Below are 17,646 nucleotides of genomic sequence, written 5' to 3' on the forward strand. Positions count from 1 at the left end.
AAATTTACACCAATTGAAAAATTTATTTCAGCAGTATTACAAAAACTTATTTTTAAGCAACAGGCTTTTTGCTGCTTTGGCAGGATGCGTGATGTTGTTTATATTAAAGTTTTTTTTCAGCTGGCTTGGCGAAATCCCTGAAATAATTATGGGCGTGGTTTTTATTCTTTTATTTATTGATGTTGCAATTCTATATCGAATTAAAAAAGGAATTGAAGCCCAGCGAATAACTTCAAAAAGGTTAAGTAATGGCGATGAAAATCCAATTCAAATTGAGCTTAAAAATAAATATGGTTTTGCTGTAAATCTTCGGGTAATTGATGAAGTTCCATTTCAGTTTCAACTGCGTGATAAGGATTTTCGCTTGAGTTTAAATGCTGGCGATATTAAATCTATTCACTACAATTTAAGGCCAACAAAACGCGGTGAATATGATTTCGGGTTTATAAGGGTTTATGCAAGTTCAGTTCTTGGTTTCGTTAGCCGACGATTTAATTTTGATGGCTCAAAACTGCTTCCAGTTTATCCGTCGTTTATAAATCTCGGTCAGTATGAGTTAATGGCAATTTCTCATCATTTAACTGAATTTGGTGTTAAAAAAATCCGAAAAATCGGACAAAGTACAGAGTTCGATCAGATTAAAAATTACGTTGGCGGCGACGATATCAGAACCATAAATTGGAAAGCAACTGCCAGAAAAAGCAGTTTAATGGTTAACACTTATACTGATGAACGTTCGCAGAATATTTACTGCGTAATCGATAAATCTCGGGTTATGCGTATGCCATTTGAGGGTTTAAGCTTGCTCGATTACGCCATTAATGCCACCGTCGCGTTAACAAAAGTAGCCATGCTTAAACAAGATAAAGCTGGTATTATTACCCTTTCAGAAAAGATTGGTAGCATTGTGCCTGCCGAGCGAAAATCGACGCAGCTTAGCCATATTATGCAGGTGCTTTACAAAGAGAAAACACGTTATTTGGAAAGTAACATGGAAGCACTTTATACTACAATCCGTTCGGTTATTAAACAACGTAGTCTGGTGGTTTTCTTTACAAATTTCGAAAGTTTATCTGCATTAAATAGGCAACTTCCCTATCTTAAGAGAATATCAAAATACCATTTACTTCTAGTTGTATTTTTTGAAAATACAGAATTAAAAAACTTAAGTACCGAGCCTGCAAAAGATGTTGAAGGCATTTACCACAAAACCATTGCAGAGAAATTTATTTACGAGAAGAAATTAATGGTTAAAGAGCTAAATAAATACGGGATTCTCTCCATTTTAACTCCGCCGCAAAAGTTAACCATTAATGTAATTAACCAGTATTTAGCGTTAAAAGCGCAGCAGAAAATTTAAACCCTCAATCTTTTTCTAGATCTAATGGTTTGTGTCTCCACAAACCATCCCAATTAATTCACTCTAATATTTCGGTCTGTGGAGACACAGACCGAGGCGCTGAAAGAGGTAATCATCTCAATCTCAAAAAAACCAATCAACTAACCAAACAACTACTCTTCTTCCCTGAAATAAACTTTATAGTAGTTCATAGATTTTTCATCATCATACCCTTTCTCAATCATTTCTTTATTGCCATGGATATAGATGTGAAAATTCTTATCTAGTTTTAGAACACTTTTATAAACCCGAGCCTGTTTTTTAACCGCAGCATCTGCAATTTCAAAACTGTCCGCAATCGGACTTTCATATTCCTCTTCGTAATTTTTCTTGTAGTTTTTAAAAGATTCAATTCCCTCGGCATTACCAATAACCTCGTTACCAAATTCTTCAATATCAAAAGTTTCTTTCTCCTTAAAATATTTCATCGAACGGTTTAACAAATCAATTTTATCAGCTTTGCTTATTTCGTAATCATCATCCAATTTTTGGGTTACAAAATTCTTATAAACGCCAAGCACATTGTTGGTTTGGTTATAACTATCGTTTCTGATTTTCAACTTTAAAAATTCATCCTTCCAGTAAACAGCACTATCATTGCTGCTCTTTGCCTGGTCTAAAACCACAACTTTAAAACCAGCTTCTTTCTCCACATTAAAAATTAAACAACCTTTATCCAGCTTGTTAATATTAATCGCTTCCTGCTCGTAACTTACATTAAAACCATCCTGCTCCGGATAAACTTTCAAGTAAGTATCTTTATTTTCTGATTTAAAAATGCCGACAACATCCAATTGCTCACCTTCAATTTGCACCTTTTCGAAATGCGCCACATACAATTCGCCCGATTTAATTTTCGGATGGTTTGCCACATCGTATAAATGTTTAGCCAATTGCTCCGAGTTTTCGTGAAACAGTGAATTATTTTCGAAAATCTCATTCGCAAAATGAAAAACCTCATTCAGCTGCAAATTATCGCTCGGATGATACAAATGAAAAACTTCATTAACCTTTTCAAACGGCTTTAAAAAATACTGCATTAACAAATTACTCAAAATTTCGTCCTCAATTTTTAAAGGCGCATCCGATAGTTTGTAATATTCTTCCAGTAATTTATTGCCGGTGTGGTGTATAGAAAGTTGCTTTAGCGAAGCTTCGAAAAATGAAATCATGGCGGCAAAAGTAAGGAAATCTAATAGAAAGAAAGGCTGTGATATTTTAAACTTTTATAAAGATTTGAAAATGTTCTGGCAGGAATTCTTCGCAACCGATAGTCCCGTTATACGTTCATACGCCTGCAGGCCTTAACCACAGGCCGGTATCCACTTCTACCGGGTTTAAGTATGAAAGCTGGTTTAACGCACATTTTCCGTCATTGCTAGGCACGAAGCAATCTTAATGCGGTAGATTGCTTCGTGCCTAGCAATGACGGCCGTTTCAATTCCATTTTGTACTTTTGCGGCTATGTCAGTTATTAAACCCTCATTAGCAAAAGGTACACGCGATTTTTCTCCTGTTGAAATGGTGAAGCGCAACTTTATTTACGATACCATTAAAACGGTTTTCAGAAAATATGGTTATGCAGAAATTCAAACACCAAGCATGGAAAACCTATCTACCTTAACCGGAAAATATGGCGATGAAGGCGATAAATTGATTTTTAAAATTTTAAATAGCGGCGATTATTTGAGCAAGATTGACGAGCAATTACTGGCAACACGTAACTCACAACTCGCAACTTCAAAACTATCAGAAAAAGCCCTTCGTTACGATTTAACCGTTCCTTTTGCACGTTACGTTGTAATGCACCAAAACGATATTACACTTCCCTTTAAACGTTTTCAGGTTCAGCCAGTATGGCGTGCTGATAAACCACAAAAAGGACGTTACCGCGAATTTTACCAGTGCGATGTGGATGTTGTTGGCTCAAAAAGCTTGTTAAATGAAGCAGAATTTATCCTAATTTATGATGAAGCATTAAGCAAATTGGGCTTAAAGGATTTCAATATTAAAATTAACAACCGTAAAATTTTATCGGGTATTGCCGAAATTATTGGTAAACCAGATTTAATTATCGACATGACGGTTGCCATTGACAAGCTAGATAAAATTGGCTTGGATGGCGTAAGCAAAGAATTATTGGAACGTGGTTTTACTGAAAATGATTTGGAAAAACTTCGTCCGGTGATATTGCTTGAAGGTACGAACGAAGAAAAACTGGCCAGTTTAAAAACTGTTTTAGCAGAATCTGAAACCGGGTTAAAAGGTATTGAAGAAATTGAGCAGGTTTTTGAATATGTAGAAAATTTAATTAATTATATTTTACCGCTAACAGCGAGATTAGAGCTTGATATTACGCTTGCCCGTGGCTTAAACTATTACACAGGTTGTATTTTTGAAGTAAAAACCAACGAAGTTGCTATGGGCAGCATTGGTGGTGGCGGTCGTTACGATGATTTAACCGGAATGTTCGGCTTGAAAGATTTAACCGGTGTTGGTGTTTCTTTTGGAGCTGATAGAATTTACGATGTTTTAGAAGAACTGAATCTTTTCCCTGCTTCGGCAGAAGTTGGCACCAAGGTTTTAATCAGCAATTTTGACGAAGAAGCAGAACGATTTGCATTACCAATTCTTCAACAATTCAGAACTTCGGGCATTGCTGCGGAACTTTATCCAACATCAGCGAAGCTTAAAAAACAAATGTCGTACGCTGATGCAAAGAAAATACCTTATGTGGTATTAATTGGGGGCGATGAAATTGCAAGTGGCGAGCTTACTTTAAAAGATATGCAAAGTGGTGAGCAGAAAAAACTGACTGCACTTGCCATTATGGATTTATTGAAACAAAAATAGAGATTAGTAAATGGTTTGTGAAGACACAGACAATGGATGAACTCCAATCTCTTTTACCGTTGGTTGAAACCAACGGCAATGAATATTAGCAGCTTTATAAATACATTGTGTAGAGAAGAAAATAATTTAAAAGACATTTGCTTGATGGTTTGTGAAGACACAAACCATTAGAGAAATGAGATTATTTTGGATGCCTGTTTCATGTTAGACTTTTAACAGTTTTAGCATAATCCTTCGTTCTTAAACCCGATTGAAGTGAAAAGCCCGCAAGCGAGGAACGAGTGCGGACTTGTAACGTAAAGCGGGGCTGAAATAACCGAAGAATTACTGAAATAACCTTTTCAAATAATTTTGATGGCATGTGAGGACACAAACCATAGCTTAAGGCGGCCCTTAAACAGGCTGAGATTGCTTCGTTCCTCGCAATGATGATAGCTAAAACATTGTGCTAACTAAGCATCTATCTTCCAATCCTTAACAATACCGGAAACCTAATTTCTTTTTCTGCATCGCTTCCCCAAGCTTCTTTAAGCTCGGTAAACATGTATTCAATTGGATTTCTTTCATTAGCCGTTTTGTAATGCTGCAAGGCAGACCAAGTATTCAAATAGCCGATTAGTTGATTAAAATTCCAGCGGGTTTTTATGAATATGTGTGGCGCTGTAATTTCTTCGAAAGGAAAAGGGATTGTTTTATAATTTTCTTCGATGTATCGTCTTTCAGGGTCCCAGTATTTGCCCAAAAAATCTTCGTAAAGTTTATGCACAGCCTTATCTACTTTTTTATCGATACTCATAATTCCGTAGCCAATTACTGCAAAAATGCCTTCAGGTTTAAGCGTTCGTTTTACTTCGCTATAGAAAGCGTCGAAATTAAACCAATGTATGGCTTGCGCAACTGTAATTAAATCAAAACTATCATCTGCCGCATTTACTTTATCGGAAGATTCTACCTGATAAACAATGTTTGGCAGTTTTAACGCTTGTTCTATCTGTTTTTTACTGATGTCAGTTGCGTAAACATTATCGAAATGCAGCGCTAATTCTCTAGCGACCTGTCCGTTTCCGGTTGCACAATCCCACGCTGCGTTTCTGTTTTTAACTAGCGAGAATATAAAATCGTACAATTCTTTTGGGTAAGTTGGACGATAGATTGCATATTCTGCGGCCTGTGTTGAGAAGTTATCTTTCATATTAAAATGATTGAATTTTGAGTAACAGAATAGTTGATGTTAAACAAGTTGTTTGCAAATATATTATTCTACAGCTATCTTACCATTAATCGCATATTAAACAATCAATTTTCAATTTGTGTTTAAATATCTGCTAGAAAATCAATACTAAAATTACCATGAATAAAATCGCCAATAATTTTGAACCTGGAGAAATTGATGAAGTAAAGTACAGGCTTAAATCTATTTTTGGCGGCTCGGTTGGCAATTTAGTTGAATGGTACGATTGGTACACTTATTCGGCCTTTGCATTATATTTTTCGCCTGCATTTTTCCCGAATAGTAACTCGACTGCGCAACTTTTAAATACCGCTGGAATTTTTGCCGTCGGCTTTTTAATGCGCCCAATTGGTGGTTGGTTATTTGGAAGCATTGCCGATAAACATGGCAGAAAAAAATCGATGGCAATTTCGGTTTTAATTATGGCCATCGGCTCATTAATTATTGGATTAACGCCCGGTTATAAACAAATCGGAATTGCAGCGCCACTATTATTGGTTTTTGCAAGGCTGATTCAAGGTTTAAGCACAGGCGGCGAATATGGCACTTCTGCAACTTATTTAAGTGAAATGGCTGCAAAAAAGCATCGTGGCTTTTACTCAAGTTTTCAATATGTTACTTTAATTGGCGGACAGTTATTGGCTTTAGGAATTCAGTTAATTTTACAAAATTGGTTGCTTAGTGCGGAAGAATTGCAGGATTGGGGTTGGCGTATTCCATTTTTTATTGGTGCAATTCTTTCCTTCATTGCGTTATATTTAAGACGACATATTGCAGAAACATCAGCCTTTAAAAGTAAGACTGCAGAAGATAAAAAAGGCGGAATTGCAGTTTTGATGAAATATCCAAAAGAGGTATTAACAGTTGTTGGTTTAACGTTAGGTGGTACAATTGCTTTTTATACATTTAGTACGTACATGCAAAAGTTCTTGGTGAATACGGTTCACCTTAGCAAAGAAACTTCAACAACATTATCCTTTGCTTCATTGTTAGTTTTCGCAATTCTTCAACCTTTGTTTGGTTTATTATCTGATAAAATCGGGCGAAAACCATTGTTAATCGGTTTTGGAGTTTTGGGCGCATTGTGTACTTACCCTATTTTAACCGGAATTTCAAACGAAACCAATACAACCGTTATTTTTTTACTGATGATTGCAGCTTTGATTATTGTTAGTGGTTATACAAGTATAAATGCTGTGGTTAAAGCAGAATTATTCCCGGCAGAAATTAGAGCACTCGGAGTTGGTTTACCTTATGCTTTAACGGTTGCAATATTTGGTGGAACTGCCGAATATTTTGCACTTTGGTTTAAAAACATTGGTAACGAAAGTTATTTTTATTGGTATGTAACCGGTTGCATTTTAATTTCATTGATACTTTATACTACAATGAAAGACACCAAACATCATTCTAAAATTGAAGACTAAAATCATTCAAAGAGAATTGAAATTTTAGGATTGTTACAATTTTTAGCTAAAATTTATAGCAAAAAATCTATAGGCAAAAATCATTTTCATATATTTACGATTATGCAAAATCTGCCACCTTTAGCTGAACGTATGCGCCCGCAAAACCTAAATGAATATGTTGGGCAGCAACATTTAGTAGGTGAAAATGCAGTTTTGCGCAAAGCGATAGAAAGTAATCAGCTTCCTTCGATGATTTTCTGGGGACCTCCAGGTGTTGGCAAAACTACACTTGCTTATATTATTTCACAAGCTTTAGACCGCCCCTTTTTTAACCTTAGCGCAATTAATAGTGGCGTTAAAGATATTAGAGAAGTTATTGATAGAGCTGCCCAATTAAAAGATAGCTTTTTAGGTTTACCCATTTTGTTTATTGATGAGATTCATCGTTTCAGTAAGTCTCAGCAAGATAGTTTACTAGGTGCAGTTGAACGTGGTTTGGTTACATTAATTGGTGCAACAACTGAGAATCCGTCTTTCGAGGTTATATCCGCTTTGCTTTCCAGGTGCCAGGTTTACATTCTAAAATCATTAACAGAAGATGAGTTGGTTGGCTTATTACAAACTGCCATTAAAAAGGATACCATACTTGCTCAGAAAAAAATAACGATTAAAGAACATGAGGCCTTAATTCGATTATCGGGTGGAGATGCAAGGAAGCTTCTAAATGTTTTAGAAATTGCCATTAATGGCATTGGCGGTGATAAACTTACCTTAACGAATGAAAATGTGCTTGCCCATGCGCAGCAGAATTTAGCTTTATACGATAAGGCAGGCGAACAGCACTACGATATTATTTCGGCATTTATCAAATCAATCCGCGGAAGCGACCCAAATGCAGCAGTTTATTGGTTAGCAAGAATGATAGAAGGTGGAGAAGACCCGTTATTTATCGCCAGAAGATTGCTCATATTATCTTCTGAAGATATTGGCAATGCGAATCCAAATGCTTTATTGCTGGCTAACAATTGTTTTACCGCAGTAAATGTAATCGGCTATCCAGAAGCCAGAATTATTTTATCGCAATGCGTAACTTATCTCGCAAGTTCTGTAAAAAGCAATGCATCTTACATGGCCATTAACCATGCTCAGGCTTTGGTTAAGCAAACAGGAAATCTTCCCGTTCCGCTGCACATACGTAATGCGCCAACCAAACTGATGAAAAATATTGGTTATGGTAAAGATTATAAATATTCTCACAGTTACGATGGAAATTTCGAACCACAGGAGTATTTCCCTGATGAATTAAGCGGAACAAAACTTTACGATCCGGGTAAAAATCCGGCAGAAGAAAAACTTAGAGAAAAGCTACGACAAAACTGGAAAGATAAATACAATTATTAGCTGTAACATTTTGCAGTTATTGTGCACTAATAAATAAACCTATAGCAAACTAATATCTAAACTATATGCTGAATACTTTTTTAAGCCATCAATGGAAATCATTCTGGCGTTCGCGGAACCGAGGCAGCAGTATCGCAGGCCAAATTGTTTTGGGCTTTTTTATGCTTTATTTTCTGGTACTGGCGCTTGGTGCTGGTTTCGGGATGCAGTTTTTACTACCAAAAGTTTTTCCAAACCAGGATGTTATCAAAAGTTTTAATGGCTTAATTCTGTATTATTTTGCTTTCGATTTTATTATGCGTTTGCAATTGCAGGAATTACCAACCTTAAGTATTATTCCTTATTTGCATTTAAGAATTTCCAGAAGTAAAATCATCAGTTTTTTAAACCTGAAAGCATTATTTTCTGCGTTTAACTTGTGGCCGATTTTTATTTTCTTACCATTTATATTTTTAAAAATCGGTACAACTTATAGCTTCTTTACGGCTCTAATGTATGTTGTAAGTATATTTTCTATAACGGTTTTTAACAACTATCTGGCACTTTATATTAAACGAAAATCGATAAGCAACGTGCTTTATACACTTGTTGGCTTAGTTATTTTTGCAGCTTTTGCAGCTTTAGAATATTACAAAGTTATCTCTGTAATGGCTGCATCCGATTATGTTTTTAAAGCTGTTGCCTCTAAACCTTTCATCGGCTTTGCCTTTACACTTGCTGCTGTTGCAATTTTCTACATCAATTCTGATTTTTTACGTAAAAACTTATACACCGAAGAACTAAGTAGTAAACAAGAGAAAAAAGGAAGCACCGACTACGCCTTCTTAAATAGATTTGGCAAAGTTGGCGAACTTGCGGCATTGGAGTTAAAATTAATTCTACGTCATAAAAGACCACGTTCATCGGTTATTATGGGTTTCTTTTTTCTTTTCTACGGATTTATATTCTACAAAGAAAAAGCAATTGATAGAGATGCTTTCGGACAAATGATGTTCGGCGCAATTTTTATGACAGGTATTTCAATCATTATTTACGGACAGTTTATGTTTGCTTGGCAAAGCGCCCATTTTGATGGTTTGTTGGCTAATAAAATCAATTTTAAAGATTTTATCAGAGCCAAATTTTTGCTTTTTACAATTGGTTGCACGGTTATTACATTGCTAGCAAGTTTTTATGGCTTTTTAAGTCCGAAGTTATTATTGCTACACGTAGCAGCCTATTTGTACAACATAGGTTTCGGAACGGTGGTTGTTTTGTATCTAGCAACTTTAAACTACAAACGCTTAGATATTACAAAGGCCGCAAGCTTTAATTATCAGGGAACAGGTGCTACACAATGGCTTTTAATGTTCCCATACGCATTAACACCAATTTTAATTTATGTGCCTTTCGGGATGTTAGATAAGCCATATTGGGGTTTGATTGCTGTTTCCGTTTTCGGACTTGCCATGTTACTAATGCGTGGTTTTTGGGTAAACTACATTGCAAAAAGATTTGAATTACAACGTTATAAAATAGCCGAAGGCTTTAGAGAATAATTATGATACTAGAAGTTAAGAATTTACAAAAAGTTTATGGCGATAAAACCGTTGTAAACATTCAGGATTTACACATCGAAGCCGGAGAAACCGTAGGTTTAGTAGGAAACAATGGTGCTGGTAAAACAACTTTTTTTCGCATGCTTTTAGATTTAATTCGCCCAACAAGCGGCGAAGTATTATCAAAAGGTGAAAATGTGATGCAAAACGATAACTGGAAAAACTACACAGCGTCGTTTTTAGATGAAGGCTTTCTTATTGATTATCTTACACCTGAAGAATATTTCGTGTTTATTGGTAGTTTGCATAACTTAAGCGTTGCTGATGTTTCTGCATATCTTACCCAATACGGGGAATTTTTTAATGGCGAAATTTTAAATAGTGGGAAATATATCCGCGATTTTAGTAAAGGAAACCAGGTTAAAGTTGGTATTGCCGCTGCATTAATGCAAAAACCAGAGATATTAATTCTTGATGAACCATTCGCAAATCTTGACCCAACTACACAAATCAGACTTAAAAATTTGCTAAAGCTTCAAAGTGGAAGCATGACTACTTTTATTTCTAGTCACGATTTAAACCACGTTACAGATGTATGCAGCCGAATCATTTTAGTTGAAAAAGGTACTGTAATTAAAGATTTTAAAACAGATGAAAATACGCTTAAAGAACTGGAGAGCTATTTCTCAGCTTAATTTGTACTAATAATGATACAAAAAGGAGTGAGCTATAATGGCTCACTCCTTTTTTTGCACTCAAAATTATTCTTTATAGCTCTTAATCTTATAAAATGCAATAAAACCAGCTTTAGTTATTTTTTGGCATTGTGTTTGAATAATGCAATTCAGAATTATAAATCAACATTATTATGAATATTTCAAAAGTAAGAATAGCGACATTAAGTATAGGGTTAGCAGTGGGTTCAATGGCATTGCAAAGTTGCGATAGTTTAACTAAAACGCAAAAAGGTGCAGGTATTGGTGCTGCAGCAGGTGGTGTAGTTGGTGCCTTAATTGGTAAGAAAGCTGGTAATACTGCTGTTGGTGCATTAATTGGTGGTGCTATTGGTGGTACAGCTGGTGCATTTATCGGTCGTAGAATGGATAGACAAGCTGCAGAAATTCAAAAAGCAATTCCTAACGCAGAAGTTATTCGTGAAGGAGAAGGAATTATCGTAAAATTCGATAGTGGTATTTTATTCGATTTTGATAAAACTGCTTTAAAAGATGCGGCAAAAACAAACGTACAAAGTTTAGCGGCTTCGTTAAATCAATATCCAGATACAGATATTAAAGTAATTGGACACACAGATAGCCGTGGTACTGAAGTTTATAACCAAGGTTTATCAGAAAGAAGAGCAGCGGCTGTAAAAGCTTATGCAGTTTCTCAAGGTGTTCCATCATCAAGATTAGTAACTATTGGTAAAGGTTTTGCAGAGCCAATTGCAGATAACGAAACAGATGCAGGTCGTGCGGCTAATCGTCGTGTAGAAATTGTAATTGTTGCAAATGATGCATTAAAATCAACTGCTCAAAAACAAGGATAATTTAAAATTCCCTCTACCTATGAGGTCATTATATATCCAATCCCGTTGCAATGCAGCGGGATTTTTTTGTTTATAAAAATCAGGCATCCGTCATATAGACCGTAGTGGAGAACCACAAATTGCTCAGCGAAGCTAAATCTTTAAACTATTTACAAAGATCTCTGTTTCGCTGCACTTCAATCGAGATGACGAAAGCCGAACCGTCATTTCGACCGTAGTGGAGAAATCTTTTAAATTAACCACGAAGATTTCTCGGCTGTGCTCGAAATGACGATATCGTTATGATTTTAACCTCACATTTAATTTGAAGCGCAAAAATTGTGGTTCTTGGCTTAGGTTCTGTCCCGCCAATGCTACAATCTTTTGGCTCTTAAACTTACGAAGTCTTGCAAAATGCTAAGTAAAGACTTCGTAAGTTTAGCCAAAAGTATTTCCGCGAATGTCGGGGCTATTTAACTAAATTTTGTTCGTCGTCGGTGGGTGTTCCTTGCACAAACCATTGTACCTAAACCCGATAGAACCAAATAGACCGAAGCGAGGTACAGCTTGTCCCGATTTTTCGGGAAGCGAAGGCTATAGGTGATAGCGGGACTGAAAGCCGCCATAACAACCAGCCGTTGCTTTTCAAAAAACTATTGTGCTATTTCTTTAATTGATTTATAAACTCAATAAACTTTTTATCTGCGTAATTAGCAATTCCTTCATGCTTAAAAGATAAGCGTCCTTGCTTATCGAAAATTACAGTGGTTGGTAAAGAACCCGAAAATATTTGCTGTGGCACTTCGCTTGCCGATTTATAAATCGGCATTTCGTATTTTCTATCGGTCATAAATTTTATCGATTTTGGCAAATCGCTATCGGCATCTACAAATAAAAAAACTACGTTTTTATCATTTTTAAATTGGCTGTACAATTTATTAATCGATGGCATTTCAGCTCGACAAGGAGGACACCAGGTGGCCCAAAAGTTTAAGAAAATAACTTTTCCTTTTAAATCATTCAAATCGGTTGTTTCTCCTTTTAAATTCGTGAATCTAATCCCAGAAAGATCCATTTCAACCACTTCTGTTTTTTCAACTTTCGGTGAATATAACCCAATTTCCATCAAGCCTTTTATTAAAAAAGCTTTCGCATCGGGCACAAAAATTATCACTAAAAGGATAGCAATAAAAAAGGCATTAAATATGTTTTTCTTTATGAATACCATAAGTTTCAATCTATAGTATTTTTCTCATTTTTTAAAGCAATAAAAATAAACCAAAGATTTACAATTGGTATGGCTAAAATTTTACCCGGAAATAAAATTATTTGGCTCCATAATAAATATCGGTTAATATCATCTGTATAACGAAACGGATTATCTATAAAACCTAAAAACCCCAAATTATCTAGATTAGGTTTTGGATAAATGTAATACGAAACCAATAAATAACCAATTATTAAGCCTGTAAGGAGCACTGCATTAATTGCGTCAAAGTGGAGAAAGCGGTTAAAAGGACCAATGTAAATGACAAATCCCACGAAAAGAAGCGAAGATAAGCCAGCAATAACAATCCAAATTCGAGGCCAGTTTAACCTGTGGTGACCGCTTTCAAAATCACCCGTTGGCCCGGGACTATTCATTTCAAATAACCATTCAAATATCGACATATTATCTAATCCTTTAATCCTAATCTAAATTTCCTTGCAGTGTCTTTTGCAATATCATAACCTGCATCGGCATGGCGTATAACACCCATTGCAGGATCATTATGCAACACTCTTTTCAATCTTATTTCGGCTTCCGGAGTTCCATCGGCTACAATTACCATTCCGGCGTGTATAGAATAACCAATACCAACACCACCACCATGATGCAGAGAAACCCAACTTGCGCTACCTGCGGTATTAATTAGGGCATTTAAAATCGGCCAATCTGCAACGGCATCAGAACCATCGAGCATTGCTTCTGTTTCTCGATTGGGTGATGCAACCGAACCGGTATCTAAATGGTCTCTACCAATAACAATCGGGGCTTTAACTTTACCTTCGGCTACAAGTTTATTAAATGCTATGCCTGCTTTTTCACGCTCTCCTTGTCCGAGCCAGCAAATGCGAGCTGGTAAACCTTGAAATGCAATTCGCTCCTGAGCCATTTTTATCCAACGGTGTAAACTCTCGTTTTCAGGAAAAAGCTCTAATATTAATCTGTCTGTTTCGTAAATATCCTGAGGGTCGCCACTTAATGCCGCCCAACGGAAAGGTCCTTTACCCTCGCAAAATAAAGGGCGAATATATGCAGGAACAAAACCTGGAAAATCAAAAGCGTTTTCAATACCAACCTCTAAAGCCCTACCACGTAAGTTGTTTCCATAATCGAATGTAATGGCTCCACGTTTTTGTAATTCGAGCATTTGCTGAACATGCTTCGCCATGGTAACATAAGATTTTTTCACATACTCATCTGGATTATTCTTACGTAAAGTTGCTGCTTCATCAACAGTTAAAGCTTCCGGGAAATAACCAATTAACGGATCGTGAGCAGAAGTTTGGTCGGTTAAAGTATCCGGTGTAATGTTTCTATCAATTAATCTTTGCAAAAGTTCAACTGCATTACAAACCACGCCAATAGAAATTGCCTTTTCTTCTCGTTGGTATTGAAGTGCTTTATCTATTGCTTCATCAATATCAAAAATAATTTCATCAATATATCTTGTTTCTAAACGTTTTCTAATGCGCCATTCTTCAACTTCAGCGGCAAGACAAACGCCTTCGTTCATTGTAATGGCTAAAGGTTGTGCACCGCCCATTCCGCCTAAACCTGCCGTAACATTTAATTTGCCTTTTAAACTAGCGTTGAAATGTTTTTTAGCTAAGGCCGCATAAGTTTCATAAGTACCTTGAACAATTCCTTGTGAACCAATGTAAATCCACGAACCTGCTGTCATTTGCCCGTACATCATTAATCCTTTATCTTCCAATTCATCGAAATGTTTTTGAGTTGCCCATTTTGGCACTAGCTGTGAGTTAGAAATTAGTACTCTCGGTGCATCTGGATGTGTTGGTAAAACTGCCACTGGCTTTCCAGATTGAACTAAAAGTGTTTCATCGTTTTCCAAATCTTTAAGTGCCGCAACAATAAGACTTAACGATTCTTTATTTCTGGCCGCCTTCCCTCTTCCACCATAAACAATTAAATCTTCAGGACGTTCGGCTACATCTGGGTCGAGATTATTTAAAAGCATACGTAAGGCAGCTTCTTGTATCCATCCTTTGCAGGTTAGCTCAGAACCTGTTGGTGTTTGTCTTTGGCTTAAGTTTAAACCATTGGTTAGCTTTGTCGTCATAACTACTATAAAGGCAATGTTACTTTCCAAAGATATATAATTGCGTATGAATTGCTAATTTTGACGAATTGAAAAAGCTTAAGCAAAACATAAACCATACCCTATCAGTATTTATGCTGATGGTTTTTGCTATTGCATTAACGCCGTGGAATGTAATTCACCATCACCAGCAGATTCCCCTAACTGTAAAAGAAGTTAATTGTAAACATTTAAGCCATGTACAGGCACATGCCGATAATTGCTTAATTTGTAATGCTGGCTTTGAGAAAAACTACGTTCATACCGCACATCTATATAAAATTTTTCTTTCAGTAAAAATATTCGGACAAACTGAAGCAACATTAAAAAGTTTCTACACTGAAATAAAACGTAGCTCTTTACGTGGCCCTCCCTTAGTTTAATTTTTTCTTCTGAGGCACAATTACGTGCCAATACATTATTTACATTTTTTATTATGAGATAGAAAAAAGCATCTGTTTGGATTGCTTTATGTTTTCTATTTCTAAAATTTTAATCATACAGACATGAAAAAATTACAGCTTATTGGCTTTGTAATTCTATATACATTATTTAGCATAAATGCATTTGCTAACACACTTAAAGACATTAAAGGAAAAGTTTTTGATTCGGAAACGAACCAGGCTTTACCAGGGGCAACCATATTTATTCCGGATTTAAAGGTTACCGCAGTAACCAATGCTGATGGAGAATTTACTTTAAACAATCTTCCATCGAAAGGAATTTATCTTGTAGAAGTTCATTACATTGGATACAAAGAGGTTGCGAAACTTGTAAATTTTAGCAGCTCAAGTAGCATCGAGTTTTCTTTAAAACCATCGGCAATTGAAACCAAAGAAGTAGTAATTACCGGTACATTGATTAGTAGTACTAGCCGAAGGAATAGTGCTTCATCAGCAGTTGTAGGTAAAGACCAGCTTTTAGCGCCTTCTACCAATTTAATTGATGCATTGGCTAAAGTTCCTGGTGTTTCTCAAATTACAACAGGTCCTTCAATCTCAAAACCAATTATCAGAGGTTTAGGATACAACCGAATTGTAACTTTAGATGATGGAATTAAGCAGCAAGGACAACAATGGGGCGATGAACACGGAATTGAAATCGACCAGTTTAAATCTGACAGAGTAGAAATTTTACGTGGTGCTGCATCGTTAATGTATGGTTCGGATGCGCTTGGTGGCGTTATCAATTTATTGGAACCAAGTTCTGCTCCTGAAGGGCAGGTAAAAGGGGAATTTGTTACGAATTACTCTACAAATAACGGTTTAACTGCAAACTCTTTAATGTTAAATGGCAACGATAATGGTTTTGTATGGAGAGCGAGAGGAACGTATAAAAATGCGCATTCGTTTAACACACCTACTGGATATTTTCCAAACTCTGGTTTTAACGAAACTGATTTAAGTGGTATGATTGGCTTGAACAAAAGCTGGGGTTATACACATTTAAATGTTTCGAGTTTCCGCAATAACATTGGTTTTTTTGAAGGAGAAACAGATGCTAACGGAAATTTTGTTAAAGAGGGTGGCGACCCGTTTTTAGATAGTGATTTTAAAAACAGAACATTGGATTATCCTCGTCAGGATATTAGACATTTCAAAATTGCTTTAAATAACAATTTTGTTTTAGGTAATGGTAATTTAAAGGCAGATTTCGGTTATCAACAAAACCAACGCAGAGAATTGGAAGATGGTCCAGACCCATCGTTATTTTTCGACTTAAAAACATACAATGCTGATTTAAAATACTATATCCATGAAACCAATGGATGGCAACCAGTTTTTGGTTTAAGTGCCGATGCAGGTAAAAGCTTAAACAAAGGCGAAGAATTTTTAGTTCCTGATTACAATACTTACGGAATTGGTGCTTTCGCTTATGCCAAAAAGAATTGGGAGAATAACACTTTCAGTATTGGAGCACGTTATGATTTCCGTAAAAATAACGGCAAACAATTAATTGCAGAAGGCGAAGAAGTTTTTGCTCCGTTTGAAAACAAATTTTCGAATGTTAGCGGTGCCTTAGGTTTTACGCATCAGTTTAATGATGAATTGAACTTTAAAGCTAATGCAGGTTCTGCTTTCAGAGCGCCAAACCCTGCCGAATTAGGCTCAAATGGTGTGCATGAAGGTACGTTCAGATATGAGATTGGTAATGCCAATTTAAGTCCGGAGCGTAGTTACCAGGTAGATGCTGCCTTAGAATATGAAGGTAAAATTGTAAGCGCAAGTGCAAGTATTTACAATAACTATGTTCATAATTTTATTTATGCTTCAAACAATGGCGAAACCATCAATGCCGAAGGAGATAATTATCCGGTTTATCGTTACGGACAAGTTAACGCCAATCTATATGGTGCTGAAGCAACTTTAACCATTCACCCGGTTTCTTTTATTCACTTTGAAAACACATTTGGCTATGTACATGCGCAAAACACAACGCTTAATCGCCCGTTAGCTTTTATCCCGGCAGGAACTTTAAGAAATGAATTACGCTTTGAACCAAAAATTAAAGGAACAAATGATGCTTATTTATCGGTAGGCATAAATTCTGCATTCAAACAAAATCGTGTGGATGAAGTTTTTGAAACACCAACAGGTGGATATACACTTTTAAATGCAGGTATTGGTGCAACCTTTAACCTAGGTAAACAGCCTGTACGTTTTTCAGTTTCGGCAAATAACTTGTTAAACCAAAAATATTACGATGCATTGAGCAGATATAAACCAGGTCGTTTTGATTATGAAAACCCAAATCTTGGTGTTTATAATCCTGGTAGAAATATCACTTTTGGATTATATGTACCGTTTACATTGGCAAAATAACGAGGAAAATTATCCTAAAATTTACTCAATAAAGAAAAGGTTGTATCATAATCAAATCATCCTTTGATATTGTCACGTTGAGCTTGTCGAAACGCCTTTAAGG

Annotated in this window: 14 protein-coding genes; 9 read left to right on the top strand and 5 right to left on the bottom strand. The window is 36.1% G+C overall.

Annotated elements, in window-relative coordinates; translation table 11 throughout:
* The first annotated feature begins 13 nt into the window (after positions 1–13).
* Positions 14–1,360 (top strand): DUF58 domain-containing protein, encoded by a 1,347-nt coding sequence (locus ACO05K_RS15465; RefSeq protein ID WP_421945328.1) that lies wholly within the window; start codon positions 14–16, stop codon positions 1,358–1,360.
* 152 nt (positions 1,361–1,512) lie between these two features.
* Here ACO05K_RS15465 and ACO05K_RS15470 read toward each other — a convergent pair whose 3' ends face one another.
* Positions 1,513–2,571 carry a nucleoid-associated protein gene (locus ACO05K_RS15470; RefSeq protein WP_421945329.1) on the bottom strand — a complete coding sequence of 353 codons (1,059 nt, stop codon included), beginning with the start codon at positions 2,569–2,571 and terminating at the stop codon, positions 1,513–1,515.
* Between the two features lie 292 nt (positions 2,572–2,863).
* Here ACO05K_RS15470 and hisS point away from each other — a divergent pair, with 292 nt between their 5' ends.
* On the top strand, positions 2,864–4,252 hold the full coding sequence (gene hisS, locus ACO05K_RS15475; protein ID WP_421945330.1) for a histidine--tRNA ligase: 1,389 nt from the start codon (positions 2,864–2,866) through the stop codon (positions 4,250–4,252).
* 460 nt (positions 4,253–4,712) lie between these two features.
* Here hisS and ACO05K_RS15480 read toward each other — a convergent pair whose 3' ends face one another.
* Positions 4,713–5,444: a class I SAM-dependent methyltransferase gene (locus tag ACO05K_RS15480; protein WP_421945331.1), complete on the bottom strand. Its 732-nt coding sequence runs from the start codon at positions 5,442–5,444 to the stop codon at positions 4,713–4,715.
* 158 nt (positions 5,445–5,602) lie between these two features.
* Between ACO05K_RS15480 and ACO05K_RS15485 the strand changes: the two genes are divergently transcribed.
* From ACO05K_RS15485 to ACO05K_RS15505, 5 genes are all read left to right on the top strand, one after another.
* Positions 5,603–6,910 carry an MFS transporter gene (locus tag ACO05K_RS15485; protein ID WP_421945332.1) on the top strand — a complete coding sequence of 436 codons (1,308 nt, stop codon included), beginning with the start codon at positions 5,603–5,605 and terminating at the stop codon, positions 6,908–6,910.
* A 102-nt stretch (positions 6,911–7,012) separates the two neighbouring features.
* Positions 7,013–8,293, top strand: a complete 1,281-nt coding sequence (locus ACO05K_RS15490; RefSeq protein WP_421945333.1) for a replication-associated recombination protein A — start codon at positions 7,013–7,015, stop codon at positions 8,291–8,293.
* Positions 8,294–8,358: 65 nt separating this feature from the next.
* Entirely contained in the window at positions 8,359–9,831 is a 1,473-nt protein-coding gene (locus tag ACO05K_RS15495) for a DUF5687 family protein (protein WP_421945334.1), read from the top strand.
* 2 nt (positions 9,832–9,833) lie between these two features.
* Positions 9,834–10,526, top strand: a complete 693-nt coding sequence (locus tag ACO05K_RS15500) for an ABC transporter ATP-binding protein (protein WP_421945335.1) — start codon at positions 9,834–9,836, stop codon at positions 10,524–10,526.
* Between the two features lie 173 nt (positions 10,527–10,699).
* Entirely contained in the window at positions 10,700–11,377 is a 678-nt protein-coding gene (locus tag ACO05K_RS15505; RefSeq protein ID WP_421945336.1) for an OmpA family protein, read from the top strand.
* Between the two features lie 640 nt (positions 11,378–12,017).
* Here the strand turns inward: ACO05K_RS15505 and ACO05K_RS15510 are convergent.
* The 3 genes from ACO05K_RS15510 to hutU form a co-directional block, all read right to left on the bottom strand.
* The gene (locus tag ACO05K_RS15510; protein ID WP_421945337.1) at positions 12,018–12,482 is read right to left on the bottom strand and encodes a TlpA family protein disulfide reductase; all 465 of its coding nucleotides are present in this window, start codon (positions 12,480–12,482) and stop codon (positions 12,018–12,020) included.
* 107 nt (positions 12,483–12,589) lie between these two features.
* Positions 12,590–13,027, bottom strand: a complete 438-nt coding sequence (locus ACO05K_RS15515) for a hypothetical protein (RefSeq protein WP_421945338.1) — start codon at positions 13,025–13,027, stop codon at positions 12,590–12,592.
* Between the two features lie 5 nt (positions 13,028–13,032).
* Positions 13,033–14,703, bottom strand: coding sequence for a urocanate hydratase (hutU, locus tag ACO05K_RS15520; RefSeq protein ID WP_421945339.1), 1,671 nt, complete (start codon positions 14,701–14,703; stop codon positions 13,033–13,035).
* Between the two features lie 68 nt (positions 14,704–14,771).
* On the opposite strand from hutU, the gene ACO05K_RS15525 reads away from it, so the two are divergent.
* A complete protein-coding gene (locus ACO05K_RS15525; protein WP_421945340.1) occupies positions 14,772–15,104 on the top strand; it encodes a hypothetical protein in 333 nt (110 codons plus the stop codon).
* A 123-nt stretch (positions 15,105–15,227) separates the two neighbouring features.
* Positions 15,228–17,543, top strand: coding sequence for a TonB-dependent receptor (locus ACO05K_RS15530; protein ID WP_421945341.1), 2,316 nt, complete (start codon positions 15,228–15,230; stop codon positions 17,541–17,543).
* The last annotated feature ends 103 nt before the right edge of the window (positions 17,544–17,646 follow it).

It is taken from the genome of Pedobacter sp. (assembly GCF_965227205.1).
Lineage (GTDB): Bacteria > Bacteroidota > Bacteroidia > Sphingobacteriales > Sphingobacteriaceae > Pedobacter.

What these genes read in the sequence shown, in the direction of transcription:
- hisS (WP_421945330.1), top strand. Translation starts at nt 2,864, where the DNA reads ATGTCAGTTATTAAACCCTCATTAGCAAAAGGTACACGCGATTTTTCT.
- ACO05K_RS15530 (WP_421945341.1), top strand. Translation starts at nt 15,228, where the DNA reads ATGAAAAAATTACAGCTTATTGGCTTTGTAATTCTATATACATTATTT.
- ACO05K_RS15490 (WP_421945333.1), top strand. Translation starts at nt 7,013, where the DNA reads ATGCAAAATCTGCCACCTTTAGCTGAACGTATGCGCCCGCAAAACCTA.
- ACO05K_RS15500 (WP_421945335.1), top strand. Translation starts at nt 9,834, where the DNA reads ATGATACTAGAAGTTAAGAATTTACAAAAAGTTTATGGCGATAAAACC.
- ACO05K_RS15505 (WP_421945336.1), top strand. Translation starts at nt 10,700, where the DNA reads ATGAATATTTCAAAAGTAAGAATAGCGACATTAAGTATAGGGTTAGCA.
- ACO05K_RS15515 (WP_421945338.1), bottom strand. Translation starts at nt 13,027, where the DNA reads ATGTCGATATTTGAATGGTTATTTGAAATGAATAGTCCCGGGCCAACG.
- ACO05K_RS15510 (WP_421945337.1), bottom strand. Translation starts at nt 12,482, where the DNA reads ATGGAAATTGGGTTATATTCACCGAAAGTTGAAAAAACAGAAGTGGTT.
- hutU (WP_421945339.1), bottom strand. Translation starts at nt 14,703, where the DNA reads ATGACGACAAAGCTAACCAATGGTTTAAACTTAAGCCAAAGACAAACA.
- ACO05K_RS15470 (WP_421945329.1), bottom strand. Translation starts at nt 2,571, where the DNA reads ATGATTTCATTTTTCGAAGCTTCGCTAAAGCAACTTTCTATACACCAC.
- ACO05K_RS15485 (WP_421945332.1), top strand. Translation starts at nt 5,603, where the DNA reads ATGAATAAAATCGCCAATAATTTTGAACCTGGAGAAATTGATGAAGTA.
- ACO05K_RS15495 (WP_421945334.1), top strand. Translation starts at nt 8,359, where the DNA reads ATGCTGAATACTTTTTTAAGCCATCAATGGAAATCATTCTGGCGTTCG.
- ACO05K_RS15480 (WP_421945331.1), bottom strand. Translation starts at nt 5,444, where the DNA reads ATGAAAGATAACTTCTCAACACAGGCCGCAGAATATGCAATCTATCGT.